This window comes from Flaviflagellibacter deserti, assembly GCF_042652085.1.
GTDB classification, from domain to species: Bacteria; Pseudomonadota; Alphaproteobacteria; order Rhizobiales; family Methylopilaceae; genus Flaviflagellibacter; species Flaviflagellibacter deserti.
In genome coordinates this window covers 154,573-177,476 of record NZ_JBHSJF010000004.1, presented here as the reverse complement: position 1 = coordinate 177,476, position 22,904 = coordinate 154,573, and the positions used below count along the sequence as shown (strand labels likewise).

The 22,904-nt window shown below is 58.9% G+C and carries 18 protein-coding genes; 9 read left to right on the top strand and 9 right to left on the bottom strand.

The genetic code is table 11. The features are described from left to right. Positions 1-142: 142 nt before the first annotated feature. A complete protein-coding gene (locus ACFPFW_RS04690; RefSeq protein ID WP_162799678.1) occupies positions 143-655 on the bottom strand; it encodes a hypothetical protein in 513 nt (170 codons plus the stop codon). A gap of 497 nt (positions 656-1,152) precedes the next feature. Here ACFPFW_RS04690 and ACFPFW_RS04685 point away from each other — a divergent pair, with 497 nt between their 5' ends. Continuing rightward, positions 1,153-1,689: a DapH/DapD/GlmU-related protein gene (locus ACFPFW_RS04685; RefSeq protein WP_379769632.1), complete on the top strand. Its 537-nt coding sequence runs from the start codon at positions 1,153-1,155 to the stop codon at positions 1,687-1,689. Between the two features lie 53 nt (positions 1,690-1,742). Here the strand turns inward: ACFPFW_RS04685 and ACFPFW_RS04680 are convergent, their stop codons facing one another. The 5 genes from ACFPFW_RS04680 to ACFPFW_RS04660 form a co-directional block, all read right to left on the bottom strand. Continuing rightward, positions 1,743-2,237, bottom strand: a complete 495-nt coding sequence (locus ACFPFW_RS04680) for an acyltransferase (protein ID WP_162799679.1) — start codon at positions 2,235-2,237, stop codon at positions 1,743-1,745. A gap of 203 nt (positions 2,238-2,440) precedes the next feature. Further along, positions 2,441-3,148, bottom strand: coding sequence for a class I SAM-dependent methyltransferase (locus tag ACFPFW_RS04675; protein WP_162799680.1), 708 nt, complete (start codon positions 3,146-3,148; stop codon positions 2,441-2,443). A 1,884-nt stretch (positions 3,149-5,032) separates the two neighbouring features. Then, positions 5,033-5,617 carry a calcium-binding protein gene (locus ACFPFW_RS04670; protein ID WP_114957090.1) on the bottom strand — a complete coding sequence of 195 codons (585 nt, stop codon included), beginning with the start codon at positions 5,615-5,617 and terminating at the stop codon, positions 5,033-5,035. 1,299 nt (positions 5,618-6,916) lie between these two features. Then, positions 6,917-7,543 (bottom strand): glycosyltransferase family 32 protein, encoded by a 627-nt coding sequence (locus ACFPFW_RS04665; RefSeq protein ID WP_379769628.1) that lies wholly within the window; start codon positions 7,541-7,543, stop codon positions 6,917-6,919. Between the two features lie 1,095 nt (positions 7,544-8,638). Further along, positions 8,639-8,821, bottom strand: coding sequence for a hypothetical protein (locus ACFPFW_RS04660; RefSeq protein WP_114957091.1), 183 nt, complete (start codon positions 8,819-8,821; stop codon positions 8,639-8,641). A 682-nt stretch (positions 8,822-9,503) separates the two neighbouring features. Here ACFPFW_RS04660 and ACFPFW_RS04655 point away from each other — a divergent pair. The 5 genes from ACFPFW_RS04655 (at position 9,504) to terL (ending at position 17,989) form a co-directional block, all read left to right on the top strand. After that, positions 9,504-10,193, top strand: a complete 690-nt coding sequence (locus tag ACFPFW_RS04655; RefSeq protein WP_114957231.1) for a metallophosphoesterase family protein — start codon at positions 9,504-9,506, stop codon at positions 10,191-10,193. A 1,773-nt stretch (positions 10,194-11,966) separates the two neighbouring features. Then, positions 11,967-13,601, top strand: coding sequence for a hypothetical protein (locus ACFPFW_RS04650; protein WP_114957093.1), 1,635 nt, complete (start codon positions 11,967-11,969; stop codon positions 13,599-13,601). A gap of 1,152 nt (positions 13,602-14,753) precedes the next feature. Continuing rightward, positions 14,754-16,130 (top strand): site-specific DNA-methyltransferase, encoded by a 1,377-nt coding sequence (locus ACFPFW_RS04645; protein WP_379769624.1) that lies wholly within the window; start codon positions 14,754-14,756, stop codon positions 16,128-16,130. Beyond that, entirely contained in the window at positions 16,123-16,545 is a 423-nt protein-coding gene (locus tag ACFPFW_RS04640) for a DUF5681 domain-containing protein (protein WP_114957095.1), read from the top strand. Before ACFPFW_RS04645 ends, ACFPFW_RS04640 begins: the two co-directional genes overlap by 8 nt. Then, positions 16,538-17,989, top strand: coding sequence for a phage terminase large subunit (terL, locus tag ACFPFW_RS04635; RefSeq protein WP_162799681.1), 1,452 nt, complete (start codon positions 16,538-16,540; stop codon positions 17,987-17,989). Before ACFPFW_RS04640 ends, terL begins: the two co-directional genes overlap by 8 nt. Before the next feature lie 169 nt (positions 17,990-18,158). Here the strand turns inward: terL and ACFPFW_RS04630 are convergent, their stop codons facing one another. Then, on the bottom strand, positions 18,159-18,980 hold the full coding sequence (locus tag ACFPFW_RS04630; RefSeq protein WP_114957097.1) for a hypothetical protein: 822 nt from the start codon (positions 18,978-18,980) through the stop codon (positions 18,159-18,161). A gap of 117 nt (positions 18,981-19,097) precedes the next feature. Between ACFPFW_RS04630 and ACFPFW_RS04625 the strand changes: the two genes are divergently transcribed. The 3 genes from ACFPFW_RS04625 (at position 19,098) to hemA (ending at position 21,595) form a co-directional block, all read left to right on the top strand. Next, positions 19,098-19,355, top strand: a complete 258-nt coding sequence (locus tag ACFPFW_RS04625) for a helix-turn-helix domain-containing protein (protein ID WP_379769619.1) — start codon at positions 19,098-19,100, stop codon at positions 19,353-19,355. A 366-nt stretch (positions 19,356-19,721) separates the two neighbouring features. After that, a complete protein-coding gene (locus ACFPFW_RS04620; protein ID WP_162799682.1) occupies positions 19,722-20,156 on the top strand; it encodes a hypothetical protein in 435 nt (144 codons plus the stop codon). 188 nt (positions 20,157-20,344) lie between these two features. Beyond that, positions 20,345-21,595 carry a 5-aminolevulinate synthase gene (gene hemA, locus ACFPFW_RS04615; RefSeq protein WP_114957099.1) on the top strand — a complete coding sequence of 417 codons (1,251 nt, stop codon included), beginning with the start codon at positions 20,345-20,347 and terminating at the stop codon, positions 21,593-21,595. Positions 21,596-21,598: 3 nt separating this feature from the next. Here the strand turns inward: hemA and mscL are convergent, their stop codons facing one another. Beyond that, complete coding sequence (gene mscL, locus ACFPFW_RS04610; RefSeq protein ID WP_114957100.1) at positions 21,599-22,018, bottom strand: large conductance mechanosensitive channel protein MscL; 420 nt, start codon at positions 22,016-22,018, stop codon at positions 21,599-21,601. Between the two features lie 66 nt (positions 22,019-22,084). Next, the gene (locus tag ACFPFW_RS04605) at positions 22,085-22,825 is read right to left on the bottom strand and encodes a hypothetical protein (protein WP_114957101.1); all 741 of its coding nucleotides are present in this window, start codon (positions 22,823-22,825) and stop codon (positions 22,085-22,087) included. Positions 22,826-22,904: the final 79 nt, after the last annotated feature.

Genomic DNA, 22,904 nt, shown 5'->3' with positions numbered 1-22,904 from the left:
CTCACGACAGGGTTTTTTGGGATCGACGAAACGGACCTCCTCTCCAAGATGGCCAGCGGCTTTTGGGCTGCACGCAACTTACGCCGTCAGAAATGATCCGGCACGGGCGCTTACTCTGGCTGGGGTCGGCCGCTTCAGGCTGTCACTGTGATAGCCGGGTACTGTTCAATGGGATTGGCTTTAGGCCGAGTTCGATCACAACGTTACTGTCCTGAACGGATTGAGTCCTGATCTCATCCCCTCGAGCTAATAGCTCAGAAACTTGCTTTCGGAGCTGAGCTTTCCTCTCGGCCGTTAAAGAAGGCTCCGCCGGGAGAGTCTTCTGAAGAGCGTGCAAAGCTTCAGCGTGTTCATCGATCGCCTTCCACGGCGCGGGCAGCCAGCCGTTGTCATCTTCAGAACGTTCGAAGAAACATGTCTTCGAATACATCACCGGAATTCCGTCACCAGTATTTTCATCGTACTCGATTAATACTCGATCGCCAGCGACTTTGGCGCTGATCTGTCGGTATGATGACGGATTATCCATCTGCCTTTTAATTATCTGCTCGCAAACAGCTGCGGCATCATCTCGGGCAGAATTCCAGTAAAATGTGATTAGTGCAGCTGCAGGAGTTGCTACGAGGAGACTTGCTGCAAAGGCGCCTAACCTCATTTCCTGCTCCTGAGTACATGTTGTTCTCCCAGTCGTGTTCTCCTGCCGACGAAGCGATCAAGAGCGAGGCAGCCGACTAAAGGTAAGAAAGGCGGCGGCGAGAGAGAAGGGCCTTCCTGCCGCACACCCCGCCGCGAGAGAATCGCATTACTCCCACGTTCTTCGTCGACCAGTTTTCCACAAAAGACGCCGCACGCTAAGAGCGTATCCATGGCGTAGCAATCGTTTGCAATCGCCACCACAATGCAGACGGCGATGCAACATTCCATCAAGCCGAGTACCTACCGCGACTAAACTAAACCGGAGCCGGTCGTGATGAATACCGCGACGAGTAACACTCTCTTCTACGCATAGGCCGGTCGAAGCGATGAGGGAGACTACGCACGCGGAATCGATCCCCCACAACGTTGAGCGAATCCGCCGAGTTCGCGCTTCAGGCCCGGCCAATGGGTTTATGGCGGGCTGCCATACTTAGGAGCTTGAAGAGGAGTATCCTGGTGGGTTTCAAAGGCGTGTTACGGGTCCGATTGATGATAGAAACAATTTTGCTGGGCTTGGCCAACGCGCCTTTGCGCATACGGCGTTTAGATTTTCATAGGTGGCGTCTCTTGCGGCTCGCGGGCGTGCAGGCTCAAAAGTCCGAGATCAGAGGGCCACTTAACCTGACGCAGTTCGGCCGCCTTGAGCAAATTTGCATTGGCCGTAATACATTCATCAACGTTGGGTTGCGTATCGGTGTCGGAGGAGAAGCCACGGTATCCATCGGCGAGCACTGTGCCATCGGTCCCAATGTCAGCTTTGAGACAATGGGGCACAACCTGCGCTGGAGTTCCGAGAACGGATGGGGCGGCGAAGCCAAATCCATATCGGTAGGCGACAAGGTCTGGATCGGGGCGGGTGCGATTATTTTAGGCGGTGTTAGCATAGGCGAGGGTGCGATGGTCGCCGCAGGTGCTGTCGTAAGCCGGGATGTCCCGCCCTATACTGTAGTTGGTGGTGTCCCAGCCAAGTACATTAAGGATGTGCCTCCCTGAGCCACGCAAGTCGACGGGAGACGCGACCCGCAAGCTAAGGCCGATGGCAGTCACTAAGTCCATTCTGCCTTTCGGATCGGGCGGGCAGGCGTGCCAGCGGCGAGCATCCCGGAGGGGATGTCTTTAGTGACGACAGCGCCGGCCGCGATGATCGCACCATCTCCAATAGTAACGCCCTTCAGAACAGTCACATTCATCCCGATCCAGACATTGTCACCGATCCGGATGCCGGCAGAATCCTTGGCGCCACTTATGCTGTGTCCATCATCATCTCGGGCTTTGAAATAGGGGCCGATCGCAACGTTCTCGCCGATCGAAATTCGGCGCATGCAAGTGATGCGCGCCTCATTGTTGATGTAGCCGCTACCGAGCGACAGAACGGCGCCGGGAGCAAGTCCGACGCGAGCCCCCGACATGATGCGGAAGTAGCCGTTTACCTCGCAGCGGCTCCCACGCTTCATCAAGAACTGGGTTTCCTCGGGGTAGTTCCCTGACCACTGAAGGCCGACCAAGAGACGGCCAGATATTGCAAGTTCGCCTTTGAGCAAAAGCCTTGTTCGACGGCATGGGATTAGACTGGCGTTGCCGGTCCTGAGAGCCGCACGCGCCATGGCTAGCCATGAGATCTGTTGAATTGTATCTAGCCGCATACGGTCACAATAACGAAAAGACGAGAGGCCGCCACGCTCATGCGGCGGACGTCCGCTATGCGATCTACGACCCCTCCGGGGCGTGCCCAAATGCTTGGGCGTCAGCCGGTCTTCTGGAAGGCCACCATGTCTCCTAGATCAACGGCCATGAGCTTCGTTGCGACCGCGTCTGGAAGGTGGCGTAGGATTCCTTTCGTTGCCATTGGCCTTGCAGCGTTGGCAAGCATGGCTTTCGCCGGCGCACGTCGCCCGGCGTGGCGGGCATGAAATCTATATTTCTTGTTGCCAACGAGGTATTCGTAGATCGCTCGCGCCACCGTGTGCCAGGAGGCGTCGTCCACCAGAATGTAGCCGCCCTTTCTAACAAGCCGGTCTGAGAAGAAGAGGTCCACAAGCGTGTACTCGAAGGTGTGGTCGCCATCGATAAACACGAGATCGAGGCTCTCCGGCATCTGCTTGGCCAATCGCGGGAGAGCAAACTCGGATCCTTCAGTCACGAGCTCGAAATGATCGAGGCCGGCCTTTCTCAAATGGAAGACGCCTAGCTCTTCCCATCCGCTGACTTGGAAGGGATCAACTATGGTGTGGTGAGCGCCGCTCCGAGCCTTGGTGCTCTCGCATATTGCGAGGGAAGAAAATCCGAGGGCGCAGCCGACTTCGAGCGTCCTGACGATCTCGGGGTCCGCGTTGATGATGTCGCTGATGAAGGAGGCATCCTCTCTGGAAACGCCGACGGTGGTCTGAAATATCCTGCCACTTGGTGCGGTGACAGAATGAGTGGAGAGAAGTTCGGTCAGTACAGCGTTCAAGCAATACCCCCCTTCAGACATAGGAGGGCCGTCAACCTTCCGGTCGCCGACAGGTGATCTTAGGTTGCAACAGCCTTGAATGAATTGGAAGGGTCTTCAGTGACTTGAAAGTCACCATAAGCGCGAAGCTTTGAGAAAAATTCCCGAGGATTATGGGGGCTTTCTGTGCATCTTGGAGTGAACTTTCCCTTGTCCACCGTGTGGATCAATTTCATACCTTCTCTTCGCAGCACCGCTGGTGGGGCTGGTAGTCCGTCATAGGCTAGACCCATCGGCCCTTTGGGATGGGCGAACTGACCCGGCCGCATCCCCACAGCGTAGGCCGCCATGGTCATATAGGCATCTTCAGCTATCACTGCGCTGCAGCTTCTAAGTATGCTCCGGGTATGCAGGAGACCAGCTGAAGCGATAGATCGAGCGCATTCCGAACTTAAGAAATAACCACCTCCGAAAACATTCTCGCCCAATGTCCACCCGTTAGATGTTGCCCTTCTTACGACATTTCTGAAGTCGCGGGTTCCGGGCACAAATCGGCGCTTCCAATGGATCTGCCAACGAAAAACATCGGGCATATTGCCGAAACTTTTGGGGGAACCATCGTAATTCATTGCATAGCGGCCAAAGATGCCAACCGTGGGGTTCGCCAAAGCGAATTCTTGGGCATCGTGAAATAGGCCGCACCCAATCATTAGCGCGTCGGTGTCCGTCTTGAGGACGAGGCGAAGCTCTGCTGAGTGGAGCGCAGCCGCTAAGCCGTCAGCGATCGTATGTACTAGGCCGGCATATTTCTCAGGTCGAGTGTTTCGGAGAATGACCAATCGAGGGTCTTTAAGCGCTAACAGAGCAGCGTACGTTCCGTCCTCCGTGTGATCGTCGATTGCAATTATGCGGCAATTGGGAGGGCAAAAGTAAAGGAAGCTATCAATGGAGTCTAATGCCTCCCTGATTTGGCCTGGACCGACCGCAACTATCAAAGCATAAGACACCTTCGTTTCCCCGACCCTCGGTGCGAGGTCTAATCTAGATCTCTCCAAATTGGAGGCTAATACTTCGCCGTTTTCAATCTTCCGTTGCGACATAAGTTCGCGGTGGGGTGGTGACCACCCTCGGTCAGTAAACGCACGAGTATTGGTCGCCTACCTGTGTCGAACTGGGGCTTCTGCTGTACCGCTCGCCGGGACCCGCTCATTGAATTGAGCCTCGCCTCGGCCAGGGAGAGCACATGAGCAAAACGGCGCCGGAATCCCCAAGCCGCGACCAGCAGTAAAAGAAAGCCGAGACAAGGAAAAGTAGGGCAGCGCCCAGAGCTTCCGCCCTCTGTTCAGATTCAAGAAGACCGTGATAACTCCCTGCAAAACTGAAATCGCGAACAAGGCTCCGACTAAGGCAAAGGACCTGAAGGCCGAACGAATAACTGCGATTTTGGCGGTGTGGATCGCAAACGACCTCTGCGAACGTCAGTCTATGAGACTGATCCCGAATGGTTTGATTCTTATCGTATGGGGATACTCGGTTTCTGGCCATTGTTGTCTGTGACGATCAGTCTTCACTGCATCTAGCCTGGGTCCGGGCCGGAAGCTTGCCACTCAATCAGAGTCATGGTCGCGTCTAGAGATGCTATCTCGGCAGTAAACCTCCGCTTCAGCGCGCGCGGCCGAAGCGCGGGCAGGTGGAGCTTCACAATCGTCTCTAGGCTGATCGTCTTAGGTTGATTGTCATCAGTGAGTTCAGTCATCGACGTTGGGTTGCTTCCCAAGAGGCGCAACCAACCTTTTTTCGGGTCGCTTTAGCCGTTGCGAAAATGAGGGATCGTTCTGATCCACGAAAAACCCCGCCGAACAAGCCCGGCGGGGTCGATTGCCTTTGACGTGCCCGAAGGGAGAGTCAGGCGAACTGGATGTCGACGGCTTCGCCGTGATTGATCCCCTTGAGATAAGCTTCGAAGTCATCAGCATGCCAACCGGCGTTCTTCAGGGCGTCGACGAGATAGACTTCCTGAGTGAATGTCTTGTCGCCATCGACGATCTGCAGCGTCAGCTTGAGGTCGTAGGCCTTCGCGTCGTTATGAAGATCGATGCCATTGAAGTCGATTCCCGCGCCTTTCAACGACGCAGACGCGCCAAGGATGGTCACGCCTTCGCCAAACTTCAGGGAGTCGACGCCAAACTTGAAATCGTCGACGAAATCGACGTCTCCCGCCTTAGCGAACTTATCGAAAACGAAGGTGTCTTCGCCAGCACCGCCGAACAAAACGTCGCTGCCGTGTCCGCCTAGGATCAGATCGTCGCCGTTCGAGCCGATCAACTGATCGTTTCCAGCCTTGCCTTCGAGTTTGGAGTTAGTTCCCGCAATACCCCAAATCGCATCTCCGCCGGCTGTCGCGCCGGGAACAAGTACGGTCATGGTTGTAGTCTCCTGTAGTCCCAGCCGCCCGCATGCGGAGAGAGGTTGCGGGCGCACCTTAAGCATTTGTTAAGGATGGAAGCTACTGAATTTCGGAGTCTTTTATTACACTTGGTTGTGAGAGTTAATTTCGCAACACGTTGTGTGCAGCCTTCGAGGGGCACGAAGCCTACCCGGCATTCGGGCAGGTTTTGAGAAGCCCTCCTGCGAACCAAAAGAGGAATGCGATCCAGGCGGCCGTGGAAAGGATACCGACCGCAAAGACGAGGATGGCTATAAGACTGCGGGCGCGCCCACGGCCCTGCGACATATCAGAGCTTCTCTGAGAAGCGCCGCACGCTCTTTCGGAGGCGCTCTTCGTCCCGTTGGTTTTTGCGACTAGCTAGTATCAAAATCGTGGATGCAACCATGGGGGGCGGAGCCTCGACCTGCCGGTAAGCTTAAACGTTTAGGTAAATTTTCAGCTTACGTTGCTGGCGTCAATGATCCGATGCATTGCTCTTCTTAGAACTCAGCACGGCCGCATCCACTGAGTTCTGAAATGGCCCCGCCCGGTTCGCCGCGGCGGGGTTTTTCGTGTCCGGCGACCTAACCTCTAGCTATTCAGAAGGCCGCCGTGATGGACCAAAAAGCTCCGAGTGCCATCATTCCGATCCAGCAAAGGTTGAGGACTATTCCCAACACCAGCACTGCCGGAGCAATTCGGGAGGACGTTTTACGTGGCACTAGCCGCCTTCCGAATCACGCAAATGAGCTTTTAGAGGAACGTTGAAACTAGGCGGCATTGAGTCGGAAGCACGGATAGGCCTTCTATGCCCGTCATCGTCATAGCTATGAAACAGCCATACCGCCGGAAACTCCATGATTGCGCCCAAAAGTCCGAACCGCTCAATCCGGCTATTCCTCGCGTAAGAGGCCATTCCTGACGGGGTTCTGCTTCCGGCCAAAATTAATATCGGAATCACAGCCAATGTGCGTACGATGGCACATAAGAAGGCCGCCACGCCCGATGCGGCAGGCGTGACGGCCCATGGGCTGCGTACAGTTGAGGGTCCGCAGGCAGCCGACTGTTGCACGTTCCGGACGCTATTGCAGTGACACTCGCGCAACAGTTATGGTTAACGAGATTTCCCCGCCCGGTTCGCCGCGGCGGGGCTTTTCGTTCGTCTCAGACGATCCGCATCCCCAGGCGCGTACAATGGCTCATAAGTAGCGGTCACGCCGATGCGGCGAGCGTGACGCCAGGTGGGGCTTCGATACTGTTGAGGAGTTCGGAAGTGGCCGCTTATTGCACCTAGAAAGTGCGTGGTGACCCAGCAACAGGTAAGGTTAGCGAAGGCGAGCCGATCCCCGTCTAATGGCAGCTTAAGACCAGAGCGCAACAGCTCCTTCAAGCTTGCGACGCAGGGCTGTGCGTAATCCGGCCCTTAATGGCTTGCTCCGCCAAGAACCCCAGCAGAGGTGTTTGCCGATCGTGTCTGGTCCGCGCCCGTTTCGTTGAGGAAAGAACACACTCCTCGGTGGGTAGTAAACCCTCTGATAGCGATGACGATTGGCGTGAAGGTACATCGTGATCGCATAGGGGCCAGCAACCCCAACGACTGATTTCTGTTCTTCCGGATCGTCTCGGGACGCAACTTCACAGGCGTGCTTGACGAAGTCAGCAAGGAACGGATGCCCGGCTTCAGCACCTAGAGCGGCGTTCCCGATCCTGAATGAACGCTCCGACCAATCAGAGGCCTGCTCGACAGGCAGGATGCACGGGTGACGTCTGATTTCGTCCGGGATCGGTCGATACATGAAGTAGTCCGTATCGACGTAGAAGCCGCCGTGAGCGTATAATAGTGCCAGCCGGGCAATGTCCGACTTCATGACGCCTAGCTTGATGCGCTCGTAAACTCCCACTTGTTCCGGAAAATACCGAGCCATCAGTTCCGAATTATCATCATCATCCCAAAGGGCGAACGACCAGTCCGGAAGGTGCCTTTGCATCCTTTTCCGCAAGACCGCTTCCTCCCAAGATAGGCGCTTGGTTCGCGCGGTCTGATGAAGAAGCCTCGGTATCATCGCGAACCTATGCCCCACGATCACGGAAAAGTAACGGCGGGAATCTGTCCAGTTGACGGTTCACTCTTCAATGACGACATATGTGATCGCGGACCCTGCACGGCCGCGACCTGACGGATGCGAACATTTTCACGGGCGATTGCATCGACCGGGCCCCGAAAGCAGGCAGATCACCAAGCGGCTGATAGCTAGCCCTCCTGCGGGATAGCAGTGGGTTGCGGCAGGATTGGAGCTTTGGCATGCAGACCTCCCTGATCGGGGAAGCGCAGCATGACCGCCCCGTCGCAATCCACTTGACGGCCGATTCCAAGGATAGCGAGTGCGGCCTCGCCAGAGCGCGAAGCACTGCCGGAAGTTCACGAGGGTCTTGTCTGCCTCTCCGACGCTTCTGAGGCCGCGGTTCATCTAAAACGGGCCGCGACCTGGCCACAGGTGACGACCCTAAACCGCAGTTCTCATGCGGTGGGACGACGATGATTGCCGGCCAAGCTGGGGGAGACGGCCGGCGGGTCGTCCCCTCTTGGGACATTGCTAAGCTCGGTCGAGATGGTTAGCCGGAAGAGAACGGTGGCGTTGCTGGCGCTTCAATAGACGCCGCCACGCCAGCTGCGAGCAACGGCGCTTTAGACAAGTGCGGAAGCACCCGAAAAGGATGCCGTCGCCGCCATTAAGCAGCCGAATTGAGCGCGGGCAGATTTCATGTCGTCGCCCACGCGCCTGTACTTGTATTGCTGCAGGGGAATGAAAAGAAGCCCCGCCCCGATTCGCCGCGCGGTGGGGGCTGTCGTTTGCTACGTCCCCCCACCGGGCACGATACGGGCGGGACGAAACGAGACGCCATCAACGCGCTCATTCGGCCAATGTCGGGACTAACAGTCTCGCTGCCTACCTTGACCTGAATACAAATGGGGCGGCCAATTCGACGAACTCGGATCAGTGGTCAACAATCGGCGATGGGCCCGTCTCAATCGAGGATGAGATCGGCCTGCTGTTCGCTACCCAGGTCGATACGTTGACGGTCTAGTCAATATCGACGCCAAAAACCTGCCATTCGATAATGGCAATGGTCGCATCCAGAGACGCAATTTCGGCAGGGGAGGTCGCTTCGGCGCGGGCGGCGCGAAGCGCCGGAAGATGCGTTTTTGCGATTACTTCAAGAGTAATCGGCTTCGGCTGATTGTCGGTAGCTTCGGTCTTCAACATGCGGTTGCTCCCCAGCAAGTGCAGCTGAATCCTTATTGGACTGCACCATTCATTGCAAACTGAGGGAATGTCCTGATCACCGGGAAGAGGCCGCCACGCCTGATGCGGTCAATGTCTCGGGTAGCCCCGTCGCCACTTCTACTAATCATTTCGTGCGCGGGCTTCTCGATGAAGGTCGAAACCAGAGCCGCCGCTGGAATCGATGCTGGGATCCCTAGAGCTACCGCGATCAGAACCGATATGTCGAGATGTTCGGCGCCGCCCGCAATGCCTTACCGAGCGTGAAATGCAGCAGTTAGAGCGAATAGGACCACGTGCCGAGCTTCACCAGCTGAGTCGCCCGAAGACGGGCAGCGACAAAGCAGACGAACAGGAGCGTCGCCGTGCGATAGCTCTGGGGCAGGAATCTTGCCCACCCCGAATGCCCGATCAACGAATAACGGATGGCGAGGCCAAGGGTGATAAACAGGAGGGCCGAGCGATCGCCTTGTAAATGCGGAACAGCATCATTCCAGCGATGAATAGATGGCTGTGCTGCGTTAGTATCAGTTGATCGAGCGCGACGCTCGGAAGTGCTCTCCCCAAAGCGAGGCGTCGCCGAAGCGAACGGCGATCAGACCACACCGCAGCGCGAGCGGGACAATGGCTTTCATCCGAAAACGGTCAGATGGAAGATGATGGAATGACCGCCTTGCTTCGCTCGCTCAGCAAGACCACCTACGTTGTCTCCGACCTGCACGGGCGGTTTGACCTGCTAGAAGCAGCCCTCGCCAAAATCGAAGAGGCCGAGCCTGGGACCGTCGTTTTCACCGGCGATTACATCGACCGTGGTCCAGCAAGCCGCCAGATTATCGCGCGGCTGATGGCCGGCCCTCCAGTGGGATGGCGGTGGATCTGCCTCATGGGCAATCACGAACAGATGATGCTTGAGACAATCCGCAAGCCGCTGGAGCCCGATTGGTGGCTGAGCAACGGCGGGTTCGCCACGATGGCTTCATACGGTAAGAAGGTGCCCGACGCCCATCTGGACTGGATTGCCGCCCTTCCTCGTCACTATGAGGACCAGCATCGCATCTACGTCCATGCTGGGTGCGTGTCGACGTTCAACCTGGAGTGCCAGCCAGACCAGCTTCTCTGGTTTCGCTGCGAACGTGACGAGGATTATAGCTATCGCGGCAAGCATGTCATTCACGGTCACACACCGTTCCACGACGGGCCAGTCTGCCTGAAAGGCCGGACCAATCTCGATACGTTGGCATGGAAGAGCGGTCGACTTGTGGTCGGCGTGTTTGAAGACGTCCTTGCCGGCGGTCCGATCTCGCTAATCGAGGTCACAGAACACGATCTGTCAATCCTCCCACAAGCACGGTAAGCGGCGGCTCTCGCTCTCGATCCAAGGGGAAGGCATAGCCTGAGGGCTATCTCGAAGACGACGGGGGACATCAGCGGCGCGCTCTGCCCGGCGTCCACGCCATGCCCCTTAGGCTATAATTGGGGAATGTCCGGGCCTGCCGAGAGACAAATTCCGCTCCCGTTTGATCGCGAGGTAGGCCGCCGATGAGCTTCTAACCGATTCAGCGTGGCGGCCCTTACGGCGTTGCCTCGCGCATCTCGCCAGTGAGCGGCCGGCTGGGTTTGCCTTCATGACGCGGTGCAGTGCATCTAGGTCGCTCTCTAAGACCCAAGAGCCTTTTCCGTCGACGGAAAACTATGCCCAACATCTAGGTGGTAGCGATTGAGTCCCTACTCTGCAACCCGGATGAGGGCCTCGACATTCACGTCATCCAGCATGGGATGACGGCGTCCAGCGTGGGGCGAATTGAGCGACTGGTTCAGTGATAGCAAAAGGCGAGGCGAGCATGTGCTCTACGACTTCGACGAGGTCGCAGTTGGGTGCTCTTCGAGACCGAAATATTGGCGACGCTAGCGTTTCATGAAGCGTCGCCGCGTAGGGACGTTGTGCGCCGCGATCTGAGTATCGATGTGGATTCGTTCTGGCTGTCGAGCCGCCGCTCGGACCGGGATGACATCAGGTAAAACGGTTGCATTTTGCCGATCGAACCAGGTGAGGATTGGTCGCAATCTCTTCCGGATAGGGGCGCCGCATCCCGTTTGATCTGCTATGATTGGTACATGGAATCAGACCGCGCTCCTTTGGCCGTCCTTGTTGCGGCTTTCCTCGTTTTCGTGGCTTTAGCAGCGCCTTTTCTGAGACGAGCCTTTTTCTAGTGATGAGGCGCTTGGACGCGGTCAGACGACCGCCCAAACGAGTTTCCACACCAGAAACAGGGTCCAAACCGGAACCAGAGCTACGCCAATTGCGAGCACGGCTGCCGATGCTAGGCCCATCTTTGGTGGTGATTTGATAGCCTGTGGCATGGATGCTTCTTCGGCTTGATTCATCAGCGTGCCTTTCATACGTACCGAAAGACATACCAAAGTCGGACATGCGGCCAAATAGTGACTGCGATCTTTTGCAGATTTACCTAAAGATTTAAGATTAAAAGGCAAGATTGCATAATGCAGCAGAATAGAGTGTACGCGTTCCCCGTCGAGTCAGAATCGTGTCTTAATGCAATGCCAAACCTTTTAGTCGCTCCACACTGATCGCACCCATATCGATGAGCTTGAGAAGGCTAAGCCGCCCTCCTGTGCGCTTCTTCACCCGCTTGGAGGAGGATGCCCCGAAGGGTGCTCAAGTGCTCGTCGACTCGGGCTGAGAGCGCAAATTCCAACAAATAAGTATGCGCTGTGGCCGGCGGCAGCATCACTCGCGTGAGGCCATCACTCCCCTTGCGACGCGTCCATCCAGCCTCGATAATCTGCTCGCGGGCCCTTTTCTCCTCTATCTGGAAGAAGTCTCCGAGTTCTTTATAGCTCAACCACAACTGCATTTAACCACTCCTTGATAGAGGAGAGCTTGGCAGAAGTGTTCTGCTATTGCGCCAATCCGTTCGGTAAAACTTTATCTCTTTAGTCAAGGAATTCGACGAAGGCCGGCCTAGTCGCCTGAACGGCCGTTCCGTGACCTCGCTAAGCATGCAACCAGCCGCTGCAGCCGAGATCAGATTCTCAATGCAGCCGCCATCATGCTGAGGCAAACATCAATAATCCTTCACCTTCCATTGGAAGGAAAGGATATATAATGCTTGGAGAAATAGACGCGCTTGCGATCCGCGATCTGACCTACATTGTCGGGCACGACAAGGACAATCTTGCGGGCAAGTTCCCGCTTCCTGCTCGCATCCGCGGCACGATCGACATCTCGACGCAGGGCGGCACAGTCGTCCTCGGCTCGGGCACCGACGACACGACAAGAGACGCGAATTTCATCGCTCTGCAGGCTGCGCTCGATTACGCCGACGCCAGCGGCAAATACGTCGATGTCCCGACTGGTCGGTACGAAGCGCACTACACCGGCATGCAAGGTGCTCAGAAGGTCGGCCTGCAGATCAAAGCTGGCATTCCGGGTGTCCGCGGCGATGCCGGCTCCGTCTTCGCGCAGTACTCGCAAAACCACCCGATTCTGACGATCGGCGAAACAACGGTTCGCAGCTATTTCGGGGAATACCAAGGGCTCTCGGTGGTCAACGGGGTCGACCAAACGGGCCAAGTCGACAGCGCCGGCATTCAGCTGGGAGCAATGACCTATTGCTACCTCGATAAGATCAGCGTGCAGCCATACAGCAATGGGGCAGGCGCCGAGGCGGGCTACTTCGACCCTTACGACGGTATGAAGACGATTGCTGGGACGATCTGGTCGAACAAGTTCCAACGCATCAACATCGGCGGCGGAAAGAGGAACCTTCTCCGGTGGACGGCGGATGGCACTGGCTCGAAATGGGACGTTCTCTATTGCGGCGGCCATCGAGGGGGTGCGCGCATTCCGGCCCTGATCGAAGCAGTGGTTCGCTTTGAGAACACGAGCCAGATGGACATCGACCAGATGAACATCGAGTGGACGGAGGCCACCAGCCTTTTCCTGAGCAATGCTAAGCTCATCGAAATCAAGTCGTTACATCATGAAGGCAACAAACTTCCCAATGTGTTCCACCCGTCGTTCTTCAGGGTTTCCTCTTCGGAGCTGCTGCTCACATCGTTGCAGGTTTTCGACCCGCGCGTGGCGAATGGGGAATTCACCGGAACGGCCGCTATGTTCTCCCATTTCGGCCGCACGGTTCTGAACGTCAAAAATATGGGTCTACGCGTTCAGGCCCCGAACGGCTTCAACGATGTCGACTGGCATCTGAACTTCAACCGCGACGACGAACCCCTTAGCCTTAACGGAGGCGCGCATGCTGGCGTCTGCAAGATCGAAGGTATCTATCTCGCTGGGGCTCAACAACTCGTTCTCGACCCAAAGACGCCAAAGACGTCCCACGGTAACCTAAACCTGCTCGGCATCGGAGAATACAACTGGAACTACTGCTTCTCGACCACTGAGAGGTTGTGGGTCAAGATCCCCGGTGGCGTTGCTGCGACTTACGCCATGTACGGCGCGCATCGGCATACCGCGATCACGATTGAAGACCCGATCATAGGCGCCAAGACGATCCAGCTGAGACCCGAACTTCTTGCTGGGTCTGGCATCGGTTCGGCCGTCCAGCGCGAGCGCGGCGACACGGTTTCGATCCATCGCGAAGCCACGGCAACCGGCGCATTCAACGTCGTCGTGACTGACGGGACCAACGTCATCGAGAATATCGCGGAGAACACGACATCTCCAGGCACCCGGCGTAAGTACGTGTGGAACGGAACGAGCTGGAACGCTTACGCCTAGCGGAGCAAGACGGGCCGCCACCTAGCCACAGGTGACGGCCCTAAACCGCAGTCGCCGGACCCGCTGCCGAAGCAAGAACCCTGTCATAAAGAGTTGAGCAGTCAGACACCACGGCTCGCGACTGCTGGGTTCGCTGCCGCTCGATGCAAGGACTATTTTCCTCTCTCTCTTAATGCGGCTGATCGAGGGAAACAATTCACTCGGTGGCGCCGTTCTGCGTCTTGAGCTGCGCCGTGCCGGCAGCATAAATCCCATCATACTGAGGTGATTTCTGCTATCTCGGGGCTCGCCGCCCGGTGGCTGTCGACTTGGCAACCCCCTAGCCAGATCGGGAAGGTCTCTTCTGGCAACTTGCTGCAACGAAGTCCAAAACGAGATGGTCGAACAAGCAATTCTGACAACTCAAGGGGCCGTCACCCAGCCACTGGTGACAGCCCTTAACCGTGGTCCTCATGCAGGGGGACTAGGCGAATGCCGGCCTTCCTGGGGGTGAGATGACTGGCGAGGTCCCTTCCCGGGACGCTCAGAAGCTGCCCGGAACTGGTTAGCATACCCTCAATTGACGGGCCGTCATTTCCAAGATCGTCGAGAAACGGGTGATCCGGCACGATCGCTGCTCCGCGAAACCGTCATCACTCACCATCACTGCGCGTCCCAAATGGCGAGCAAGCCATCGGCAATCTCACCTCATGCGTTTGCGTAATCGTTAAGCGAGCGGGATAGAGGCCATCGGCCCGCGCCTATGGCACGGTTCTGACGTCGAGCTGATATCAGCCTTGGATAAACGATCGCAGCCGCCACAGAGACAGACGGCGTTGAAGTCGCTGGAGAGCGATTACGAGGCTTGGCTCTAATGGTTGTTGCGCCGGCGGAGGATAACGTCGCCGGCATTGACCTGCGGCATGCTCTTCCTTCGTTTCGATTTGCAACATGTTGCAAAGCCGCGGTTCGGTGATCGCGGCTTTCCACAATTCGCATTCGTTCATCTGGCGGGCCGTTGAGGCACCGCCGTACCTTGGTCCGGCATACGGAACCGGACCCCGGCGCCCCGCCTGAGCGAGGGATACACGCTGAAGAGGTCTTCCTCCGAGCACACACTCGATATGAGGATGACCTAACATGAATGAGCATAGACATCGGGCGCGCCCACGCGTGGCCATTGCTCCGATTACTGCTGACCACAACACCAGCCAGATCCAATTCAGACCGAAGATCGACTGGGTTCCCATCGACGCGGTCAAGCCGGCCAAGCGCCGCGTTCGCAAGCACCCTCCGAAGAAGATCGAGCGGATTGCCGCCAATATCCGGCGGTTCGGATGCGTTCTGCCGATTTTGGTCGACCGCAATCTCGGCATCATCGGCGGCCATGCCGTCGTCGAGGCCTGCAGGAGTGCCGAGCTCTCAGAAGTGCCGGTCGTCCGCGCCGAACATCTCAATGAAGCAGAGATCACCACGCTCAAACTCTGGCTGAACCGCAGCACCGAGGGCAGCGAATGGGATTGGACCGCAGTCGCCCTTGATTTCGATGATCTCGCCGCGATGGATCTCGACTTCGATCTGTCGCTGACCGGGTTCGACACGCCGATGGTCGACTGGATCTATGCGGAGGCTGGTCGCGACCAGAGCGATCCGGCCGATGAGGCGATGCCAGCGCCACAAGGACCGGCCGTGACGCTGCCGGGCGATCTCTGGCTGCTTGATGGGCACAGGATCATCTGCGGCGATGCGCGTGATCCGGAGGTCTATCGACGGTTGATGGACGGCCAGAAGGCGAGGATGGTCTTCCAGGACTGCCCCTACAATGTGCCGATCAAGGGACACGTCTCCGGTCTCGGCCGCATCCAGCATCGCGAGTTCCAGATGGCGTCCGGCGAGATGTCGCCGGCGGAGTTCGCCATCTTCCTCAAGGAGGTGTTCGGGCAGGTCGCGCGCCATTCCATGGATGGCTCGGTCCACTTCGCCTGCATGGACTGGCGCCATATGAACGAGATGCTGGACGCCGGGCGCCAGGCCTATTCCGAGCTGATCAATCTGTGCGTCTGGAACAAGCAGGCCGGCGGGATGGGCTCATTGTACCGTAGCGCCCATGAGCTGATCTATGTTTGGAAGAGCGGCAAGGCCTCGGTCACCAACAATGTCGGGCTTGGCAAGTCCGGCCGCTACCGGACCAATGTCCTCGACTATCCCGGCATGGCGCAGTTCGGCCGTGATCGCGACGAGGCGCTCGCCAGCCATCCGACGGTCAAGCCGGTCGCGCTCGTCCATGACCTGATCCTCGACGTCTCCCATCGTGGCGAGATCGTCCTCGATCCGTTCCTCGGCGCCGGCACCACCGTCATCGCCGCGCACCGGACCGGGCGGCGTGGCTACGGGATCGAGATCGACCCGCACTATGTCGACACGGCGATCCGCAGGATGAAGGAGCGCACCGGCATCAGCGCCATCCATGAGGCGACAGGTCTCAGCCTCGACGAGACGGCACGGCTGCGTGCGGAGCAGGAGAAGGCCGGAGAGGGGTGCGATGACTGACAAACGCAAACGCCACTCCGGCGATTACGAGGTCGGCTATCGCAAGCCGCCGGCGGAACATCGTTTTGCGCCGGGACGATCCGGCAATCCCAAAGGCCGCCGGAAGAAGGTCGTGGAGACCGACAAGGAGCTCCTAATCCGGCTGCTCGCCGAGGAGAGGAAAGTCCCTCTCGATGGCAAATCGGTCAAGATGACCAGGCGGGAAGCGCTGTGGCGTCGCTTGCTTGCTGAATGCCAGAAAAGCCCGAAGCTGCTACTTGAGGTTCTCAAGATCCTTCAGCTCGGTGGACGCGCGGAAAGCTCGCCTGCGCCGGATAATGACAACCTGCCTACTGCAGACGCCGAGATCATCGAGCGGTATCTGGCGGCCAAGGTGGCTCGTCCGCGGTCAAACAAGGGAGGCGGCGATGAGTGATCGTCGCCGCCTGCTGCAGGCGGTCCTGCGCAGTGATCTTCAGAGCTTCATCGCGAAGGTCTTCACGACGCTCGAACCGGGAACGCCTTATCAGGACAATTGGCATCTCCACGCCATTGCCCACGCGCTCACCCGGGTCTGGCTCGGCGAGACCACTCGGCTGATCATCAATGTGCCGCCGCGGATGATGAAGTCGATTGCGGTTACCCAGGCGTTCAGCGCCTGGGTGCTCGGGCATGATCCGACCAAGAGGATCCTCACCGTGACCTATGCCCGCGAATTCGCGCGCAAGCAGGCGCTCGACTTCAAGACGGTGGTCGAGAGCGAATGGTTCACGGACCTGTTTCCTGATTGCCGGATCGATCAGCGCCGCTCTCGCGGCATCGAGATCGTCACGAGCTTGCAGGGATCGCGTTATGCCGGCGCGATGGGCGGCGGCGTGCTCGGTCGTGGCGGCGATCTCATCATCATCGACGACCCGATCAAGGCCGTCGATGCGGTCTCCGAGGCGGAACGACGTCGCGTCAACGAGACCTATTCCAACACGCTCTACACCCGCCTCAACAGCAAACGGGTCGGTGCCATCGTCATCATCATGCAGCGCTTGCACGAGGACGATCTCGTCGGCCATGTGCTCGACAGGGACGAGTGGGAGGTCCTCAGCATTCCCGCGATCGCGTCGGAGGAGATGACCTACCGGACTGGAGCCGGGCCGGATGACGTCTATGTCCGGCCAATCGGCGAAGTGCTTCATGCCAAGCGCGAGAGCGCGGCCGAGCTCGAACTCATCCGTCGCAATATCGGCAGTATGGAGTTCTCCGCCCAGTACCAGCAAAGCCCGGTTCCGCTCGATGGCAATCTCATTCACCGCGACTGGCTGAGGTTCTACGATGGCCCACCGGAGGCATTCGATTATGTCGTCGCGTCCTGGGACACCGCCTCGACCATCGAGGAGGTCAGCGACTGGTCGGTCGGCACAATCTGGGGTGCGAGGGAGCAGAGCTTCTACCTTCTCGATGTCAAACGGGTGCGGCTCGAAGTGCCGGAACTGCGGCGGCTGATTGTCGAGACGTCGCTGCTGCACAACGTCGATGCGACACTCATCGAAGACACCGAGCTCGGTCGTGCTATCGCCCAGGATCTCCGCCGCCAGAAACTGCTGCGCTGCATCTTGAGAAAGCCGCGCTACGACAAAACCGCTCGCCTGCTCGTCCAGGCGGCACGGTTCGAGGCTGGGCAGGTGGTGTTGCCGCGGCAGGCGCCCTGGCTTGATGACTTCATCGCCGAACTGCTGGCCTTCCCGCGCGGCCGCCATGACGATCAGGTGGACTCGACCTCGCAGGCACTCTCTGAGCTGACCCAGCGCACCTCGCGTCACCTCATCGACCAAAGGCTCGCTGCCAAGCCGAGACCGCGGACGCGGCGGCGGTTGCGGAAGACGTGAGAGGAATGCGGGCCGCCGCGATTTTCAGGGAAGATGCAGCGGCGGCCCGATCTCACCGCCAGAGGGCCCAGGATGCGGAGAGCAGCCGGTAGTTGCAATGCAGCCCCTGACGGAGTCTCTTCCGGGTCACACCGAGCCGCGTTCGTCGGTCAGTGAGAATAAGATCATCCTAGCGCACCACTGCCCGGCAGAACCGGGCGGCGTCGGTGCGATAATCCTCGCAATACGACCGAGCGATGCCCCGACCGAGGCTTTTGGTATCGACGGTCGAGAGATTGAGCATGTCGGCGCCGAGGAACTCGTCCCATTGGATCTTCATCAGCTCCTTGCGCGGCAGGCTGAAGACGAAGGCATAGACCTCTTCGGTGCGCTTATAATCATCGACAGCGAGCGCTTTGACGATGAACTGCACCCCGGAATAGGCGGTCTCCTGTTTAAGCGTCAGTTGTGCGACGCGCTTATAGGCCTCCGACGCCGAGAACAGCATGCCCGCTTCGGACCAGAATTCCGGCTGGAAGTAGGTCACCCGTACCAGTTTGCCCTTGAGCTGGCCATCCTCCTGATCGATGAAGCTGATGTCCTGAATGATGTTTGTCGCCACGCTTTTCAGGGCATCGACAAATTGGTCCTGTTGGCGTTGCGGGGCGAGCGCCGTCTCCTGCGCTTCCTGTTCCAGTTTCGCCGCGACGCGCGCCTGACGCTCAGCCTCCTTGGTTCGCACCTGTTCCTCGTTCTGGCGCATCAGGGCGGCATAACGCTCCGGCTCCTCGCTCTGCAGACGCTCACGCGCGGCGACCTCGGCCACATGAACAGCCTGTTCCGCTTTGCTGATTTGGTTGCTGATCGGCTCGAAGCCGAAGGCAAGGACGCCGAAGAGAGCGAGCGCCAGCCAGCGTGACCTGATCGGCGGCAGCGGCCTGATGATCGAGATGAAGGAGTAGAGCCAGCCGAGCGCCAACAGAGCTTGTCCAAGGGTCCAATAGCCGACCATTCCGTTCTCCCTTTTGAAGTGGCCGTGCAATCGCATCGTTGCCGCAGCAAGTCGAGCGAAACATCCGGTATTCGGATATCTAATTTTTGGATACTTGCAAATCGCCAGTAGCTGCTCATGCGCATTCACAGCGCCGAGCCGATGGCCCCAACACCCCGCCAGAAACGACTAAGTGAGCTTCTGGCCGAGCAGCGCCAGAAGACTGGCCTGAAACAGGTCGAGGTTGCCAAAGAGCTTGGCCGCCATCAGCCCTTCATCGCCAATATCGAAAGCGGTCAACGCCGCGTCGATCTCGTTGAGCTGATCGCAATCGCCGACATCATCGGCTTAGATCTCGCCGAGGTCATTCGCGAGTTGAGAAAGATCCCGCCCTAGCATCCGAGAAAACTCTCGACTTTCGGCGTGCCCGCAAGCGTCATTCAGCTTCATTTCAGGGGAGATGATGATGACTCCGCAATAGGCCGAGCAGGTGGGGCCGATTTTTTTTGAAGGAGATGCGTGAGCGGCTGCGGGAGGCATTAGCCTGCGCCCGGGCGGCTAAGGCCAATCTGCAGAACGGTGCCGCGACAGTGCGCTCAGGATTACGCTCGACGTCGAGGTCCTGACCGCGGAGCGCGGGGCAATCAGGCCTCTCGGACGTTCGCTGTGTACGCCGGGCGTGCGGCGATTAAGCTTATTTTCTTATTCTTACCGAGCGAGTCGCGCGTAACGTGCATAGTGCCCGTCGGTAGAGGGGCGACTATGTTCGGGATTTTCAAGTCGAAGAAGAGACGGCCGGTGCCGCCTCGACCAAACCACGTGGATCGTCGCTCTCCTCAATTACGAGCAGAAATCGTCGGCCTCAATACGTCGTTTCAGGGGCTCGTCGACGAGTTCATTCTAACCCGAGGATTTGCCGCTACCCGAGATCTGCTGGATGAATTGGCGGCGCATCTGCGGCGAGCACAACCGCCGATAGACGCCGCGGCGGAGATGAAAGCGTTCGCGCAGAAGCTGCCCCGACACCGGGATCGAATGCGTCGCGAGATCGAAGACATCCTCGCCGAATGGTCGGATTTGCCTGAGCAAAGGGATGGCCGAGCCGCAATTGAGCAGGCGATCGAGAGCAAGTTGGCAACGTGGGATCAGCAGGTCCGGTCGGCTGCCCGTGATCTCATCAACGCCGTCGCCGATTAGCTGGTCGCGGAGGTCACCTTGTCAGAAACTCATTCCTGACGGTCATATCCTTGCTGACGGCATCGTTGATTTCTGTCAATGACCGGCCCACGGATCGCCGAGATACAGGACGCCGCCCGCGCGGCACGTGGTCGCCTGAGGCAAGTTTGACCGGGACAGGCAGGGCTGTTGTAGGCTAGAGTTATTCCATGGTTGACGGAATTTCCGTTCTGAAGCCCGACTACGCTCACTTCTTCGACGAAGCCGTGGAGCGCCTGCATACCGAGCGGCGCTACCGGGTCTTTGCTGATCTCGAACGCGTGGCAGGGCGTTTTCCGCGTGCTCTCTGGCATAGGCCGGAAGGCACAAGCGAAATCGTGGTCTGGTGCTCGAACGATTATCTCGGCATGGGCCAGCATCCGGATGTCGTTTCGGCGATGGCCGAGACCGCGCTGAAATCCGGCGCCGGCGCCGGCGGCACGCGCAACATCTCGGGCAATCACCATCCGATCGTCCAGCTCGAACAGGAACTGGCCGACCTGCACGGCAAGCCGGGCGCACTTGTGTTCTCGTCCGGCTATGTGGCCAACGAGGCGGCGATCTCGTCGATCGCGCGCATCCTGCCGAATTGCCTGCTTCTCTCCGACGAGCTGAACCACGCCTCGATGATCGCGGGCGTGAAGAATTCCGGCTGCGAGAAGAAGATCTTCCGCCACAACGATGTCACGCATCTCGAAGAGCTCCTGAAGGCCGAGCCACGCGACCGCGCCAAGGTCATCCTGTTCGAGAGCGTCTATTCCATGGACGGCGACATCGCGCCGATGGAGGCGATCTGCGATCTCGCGGAGCGCTACGGCGCGATGACCTATCTCGACGAAGTGCATGCCGTCGGCATGTACGGCCCACGCGGCGCCGGCGTCGCTGAGCGCGACGGCGTGATGGAGCGGATCGACGTCATCGAGGGCACGCTCGCCAAGGCGTTCGGCGTGGTCGGCGGGTATATCGCGGCGTCGGCCGCGATCGTCGATGCCGTTCGCTCCTATGCGGCGGGGTTCATATTCACGAGCACGATGCCGCCGGCCGTGGCCGCCGCGGCGCGAGCCTCGATCCAGCATCTGAAGGCGTCGAGCGCCGAGCGCGAGATGCAGCAGCGTCAGGCACAGGCGACGAAGCGGGCGCTGTCCGCGCGCGGTCTGCCGGTCCTGCCGGGCGAGACTCATATCGTGCCGGTGATCGTCGGCGATCCGAGCCTGGCGAAGGCCGCGTCCGACCGCCTGTTGCAGAAGCACGCGATCTACGTCCAGCCGATCAACTATCCGACGGTGCCGCGCGGCACCGAGCGGCTGCGGTTCACGCCGACGCCGTTCCACACCGACGATCTGATCCTGGAACTGGCGGACGCGCTCGACGAGACGTGGAGCGCGCTGCAGCTGAAGCGGATCTCGGTCGCGGCCGAATAAGGCTCAGGCCGGCCTGCGGGCGAGGAGGTCGCGGATCTCCTCGAGCAGCTTCTCGCTCTTCGGAACTTCCGCCACCTCCGCCGGCTTCGCCTCTTCCCTGGCGCGCAGCCTGTTGATGCCGCGCACCGCGAGGAACAGGATCCAGGCGACGATCAGGAAATTGAGGCCCACGGTGAGGAACTTGCCGTAGCCGATCGTGGCGCCTGCGGCCTTGGCGGCATCGTAGGTCGGTGCGGCCGCGCCGGTGAGCTGGAAGAAATAGTTCGAGAAATCGAGGCCGCCGGTGACGAAGCCGATGATCGGCATCACGACATCCTCGACCAGCGAACTGACGATCTGGCTGAATGCGGCGCCGATGATCACGCCGACGGCAAGGTCGACGACATTGCCCTTGAGGGCGAATTTCTTGAACTCTTCGAGCATTGCTTCCTCCCGGCGGGATGGTTCAGCTTCGCCCGTCAAGTGACGGAATCGCAAGGCCGCTTTCGATCAACGGGTTGCTATCTTCAGTTTGCGGATGGCGTCGGAGACCCGCTTTGACTTGTCGACGTCGACGAAATCCTTCGGGCTGAACGGCGGGTCGCCGCGGCCGACGAACACCTTGAAGCCCTCCTTCGTCGCGACCACGTCGCCGCCCCTGAGTGTCGCGTCGTGCAGCAGCGGGACCATGAAGGGTTCGGCGGTTTGAGACAGCGGGCAGGCGAGCGCGACGGGCTGCGCAGGCTTCGGTAAAGGATTCTGGCCGAGAGCGGCCCGGCCTTCGAGAAGAGGCGGCGAGGTTTCGGTATCGGCCTTGGCGACGCTCGTCGGTGTGAACCCCGCGCCAGGCTCAAATTTCTCGACAATCAGTTTGGTTGGCGATCCATTGCCGGCCGCGGTACACATCAACTCGGCGTCCTGATAGCTCGGCTTTTCCGGCATGATGCCGAGCGCGATCTCGGCGCCGTCGCATATCCGCCGGCAGACCACGCGCTCGAAATCGTGCGACACCGCCGCCGCCCGCCGCGGGCGTTCGATGAACTCTCTAGGACCGAAGAAATCGAAGAAGCGGGTGACCGGCGGAGGTGGGCTTTCATATCGCGGTTGCGGTCGCGACCGGCGGGCCTGGTTGAGCAGGAACTCGAGCGCGCTTTCGGCGCGGACGGGGGCGGTGTCGAGGACGAGGCCGGAGAGTATCAGGCCGCCAAGCGCGGTGATCGTAGCGACATGGAGCTTCCCGGGTTTGCGCATCAGGGCCTCGTGGTGACCGATTGTTAACCCCCGATCCCGGCAAAGGTTCAGCCCCGGAGCGCAGTGACGCCTGTCACAT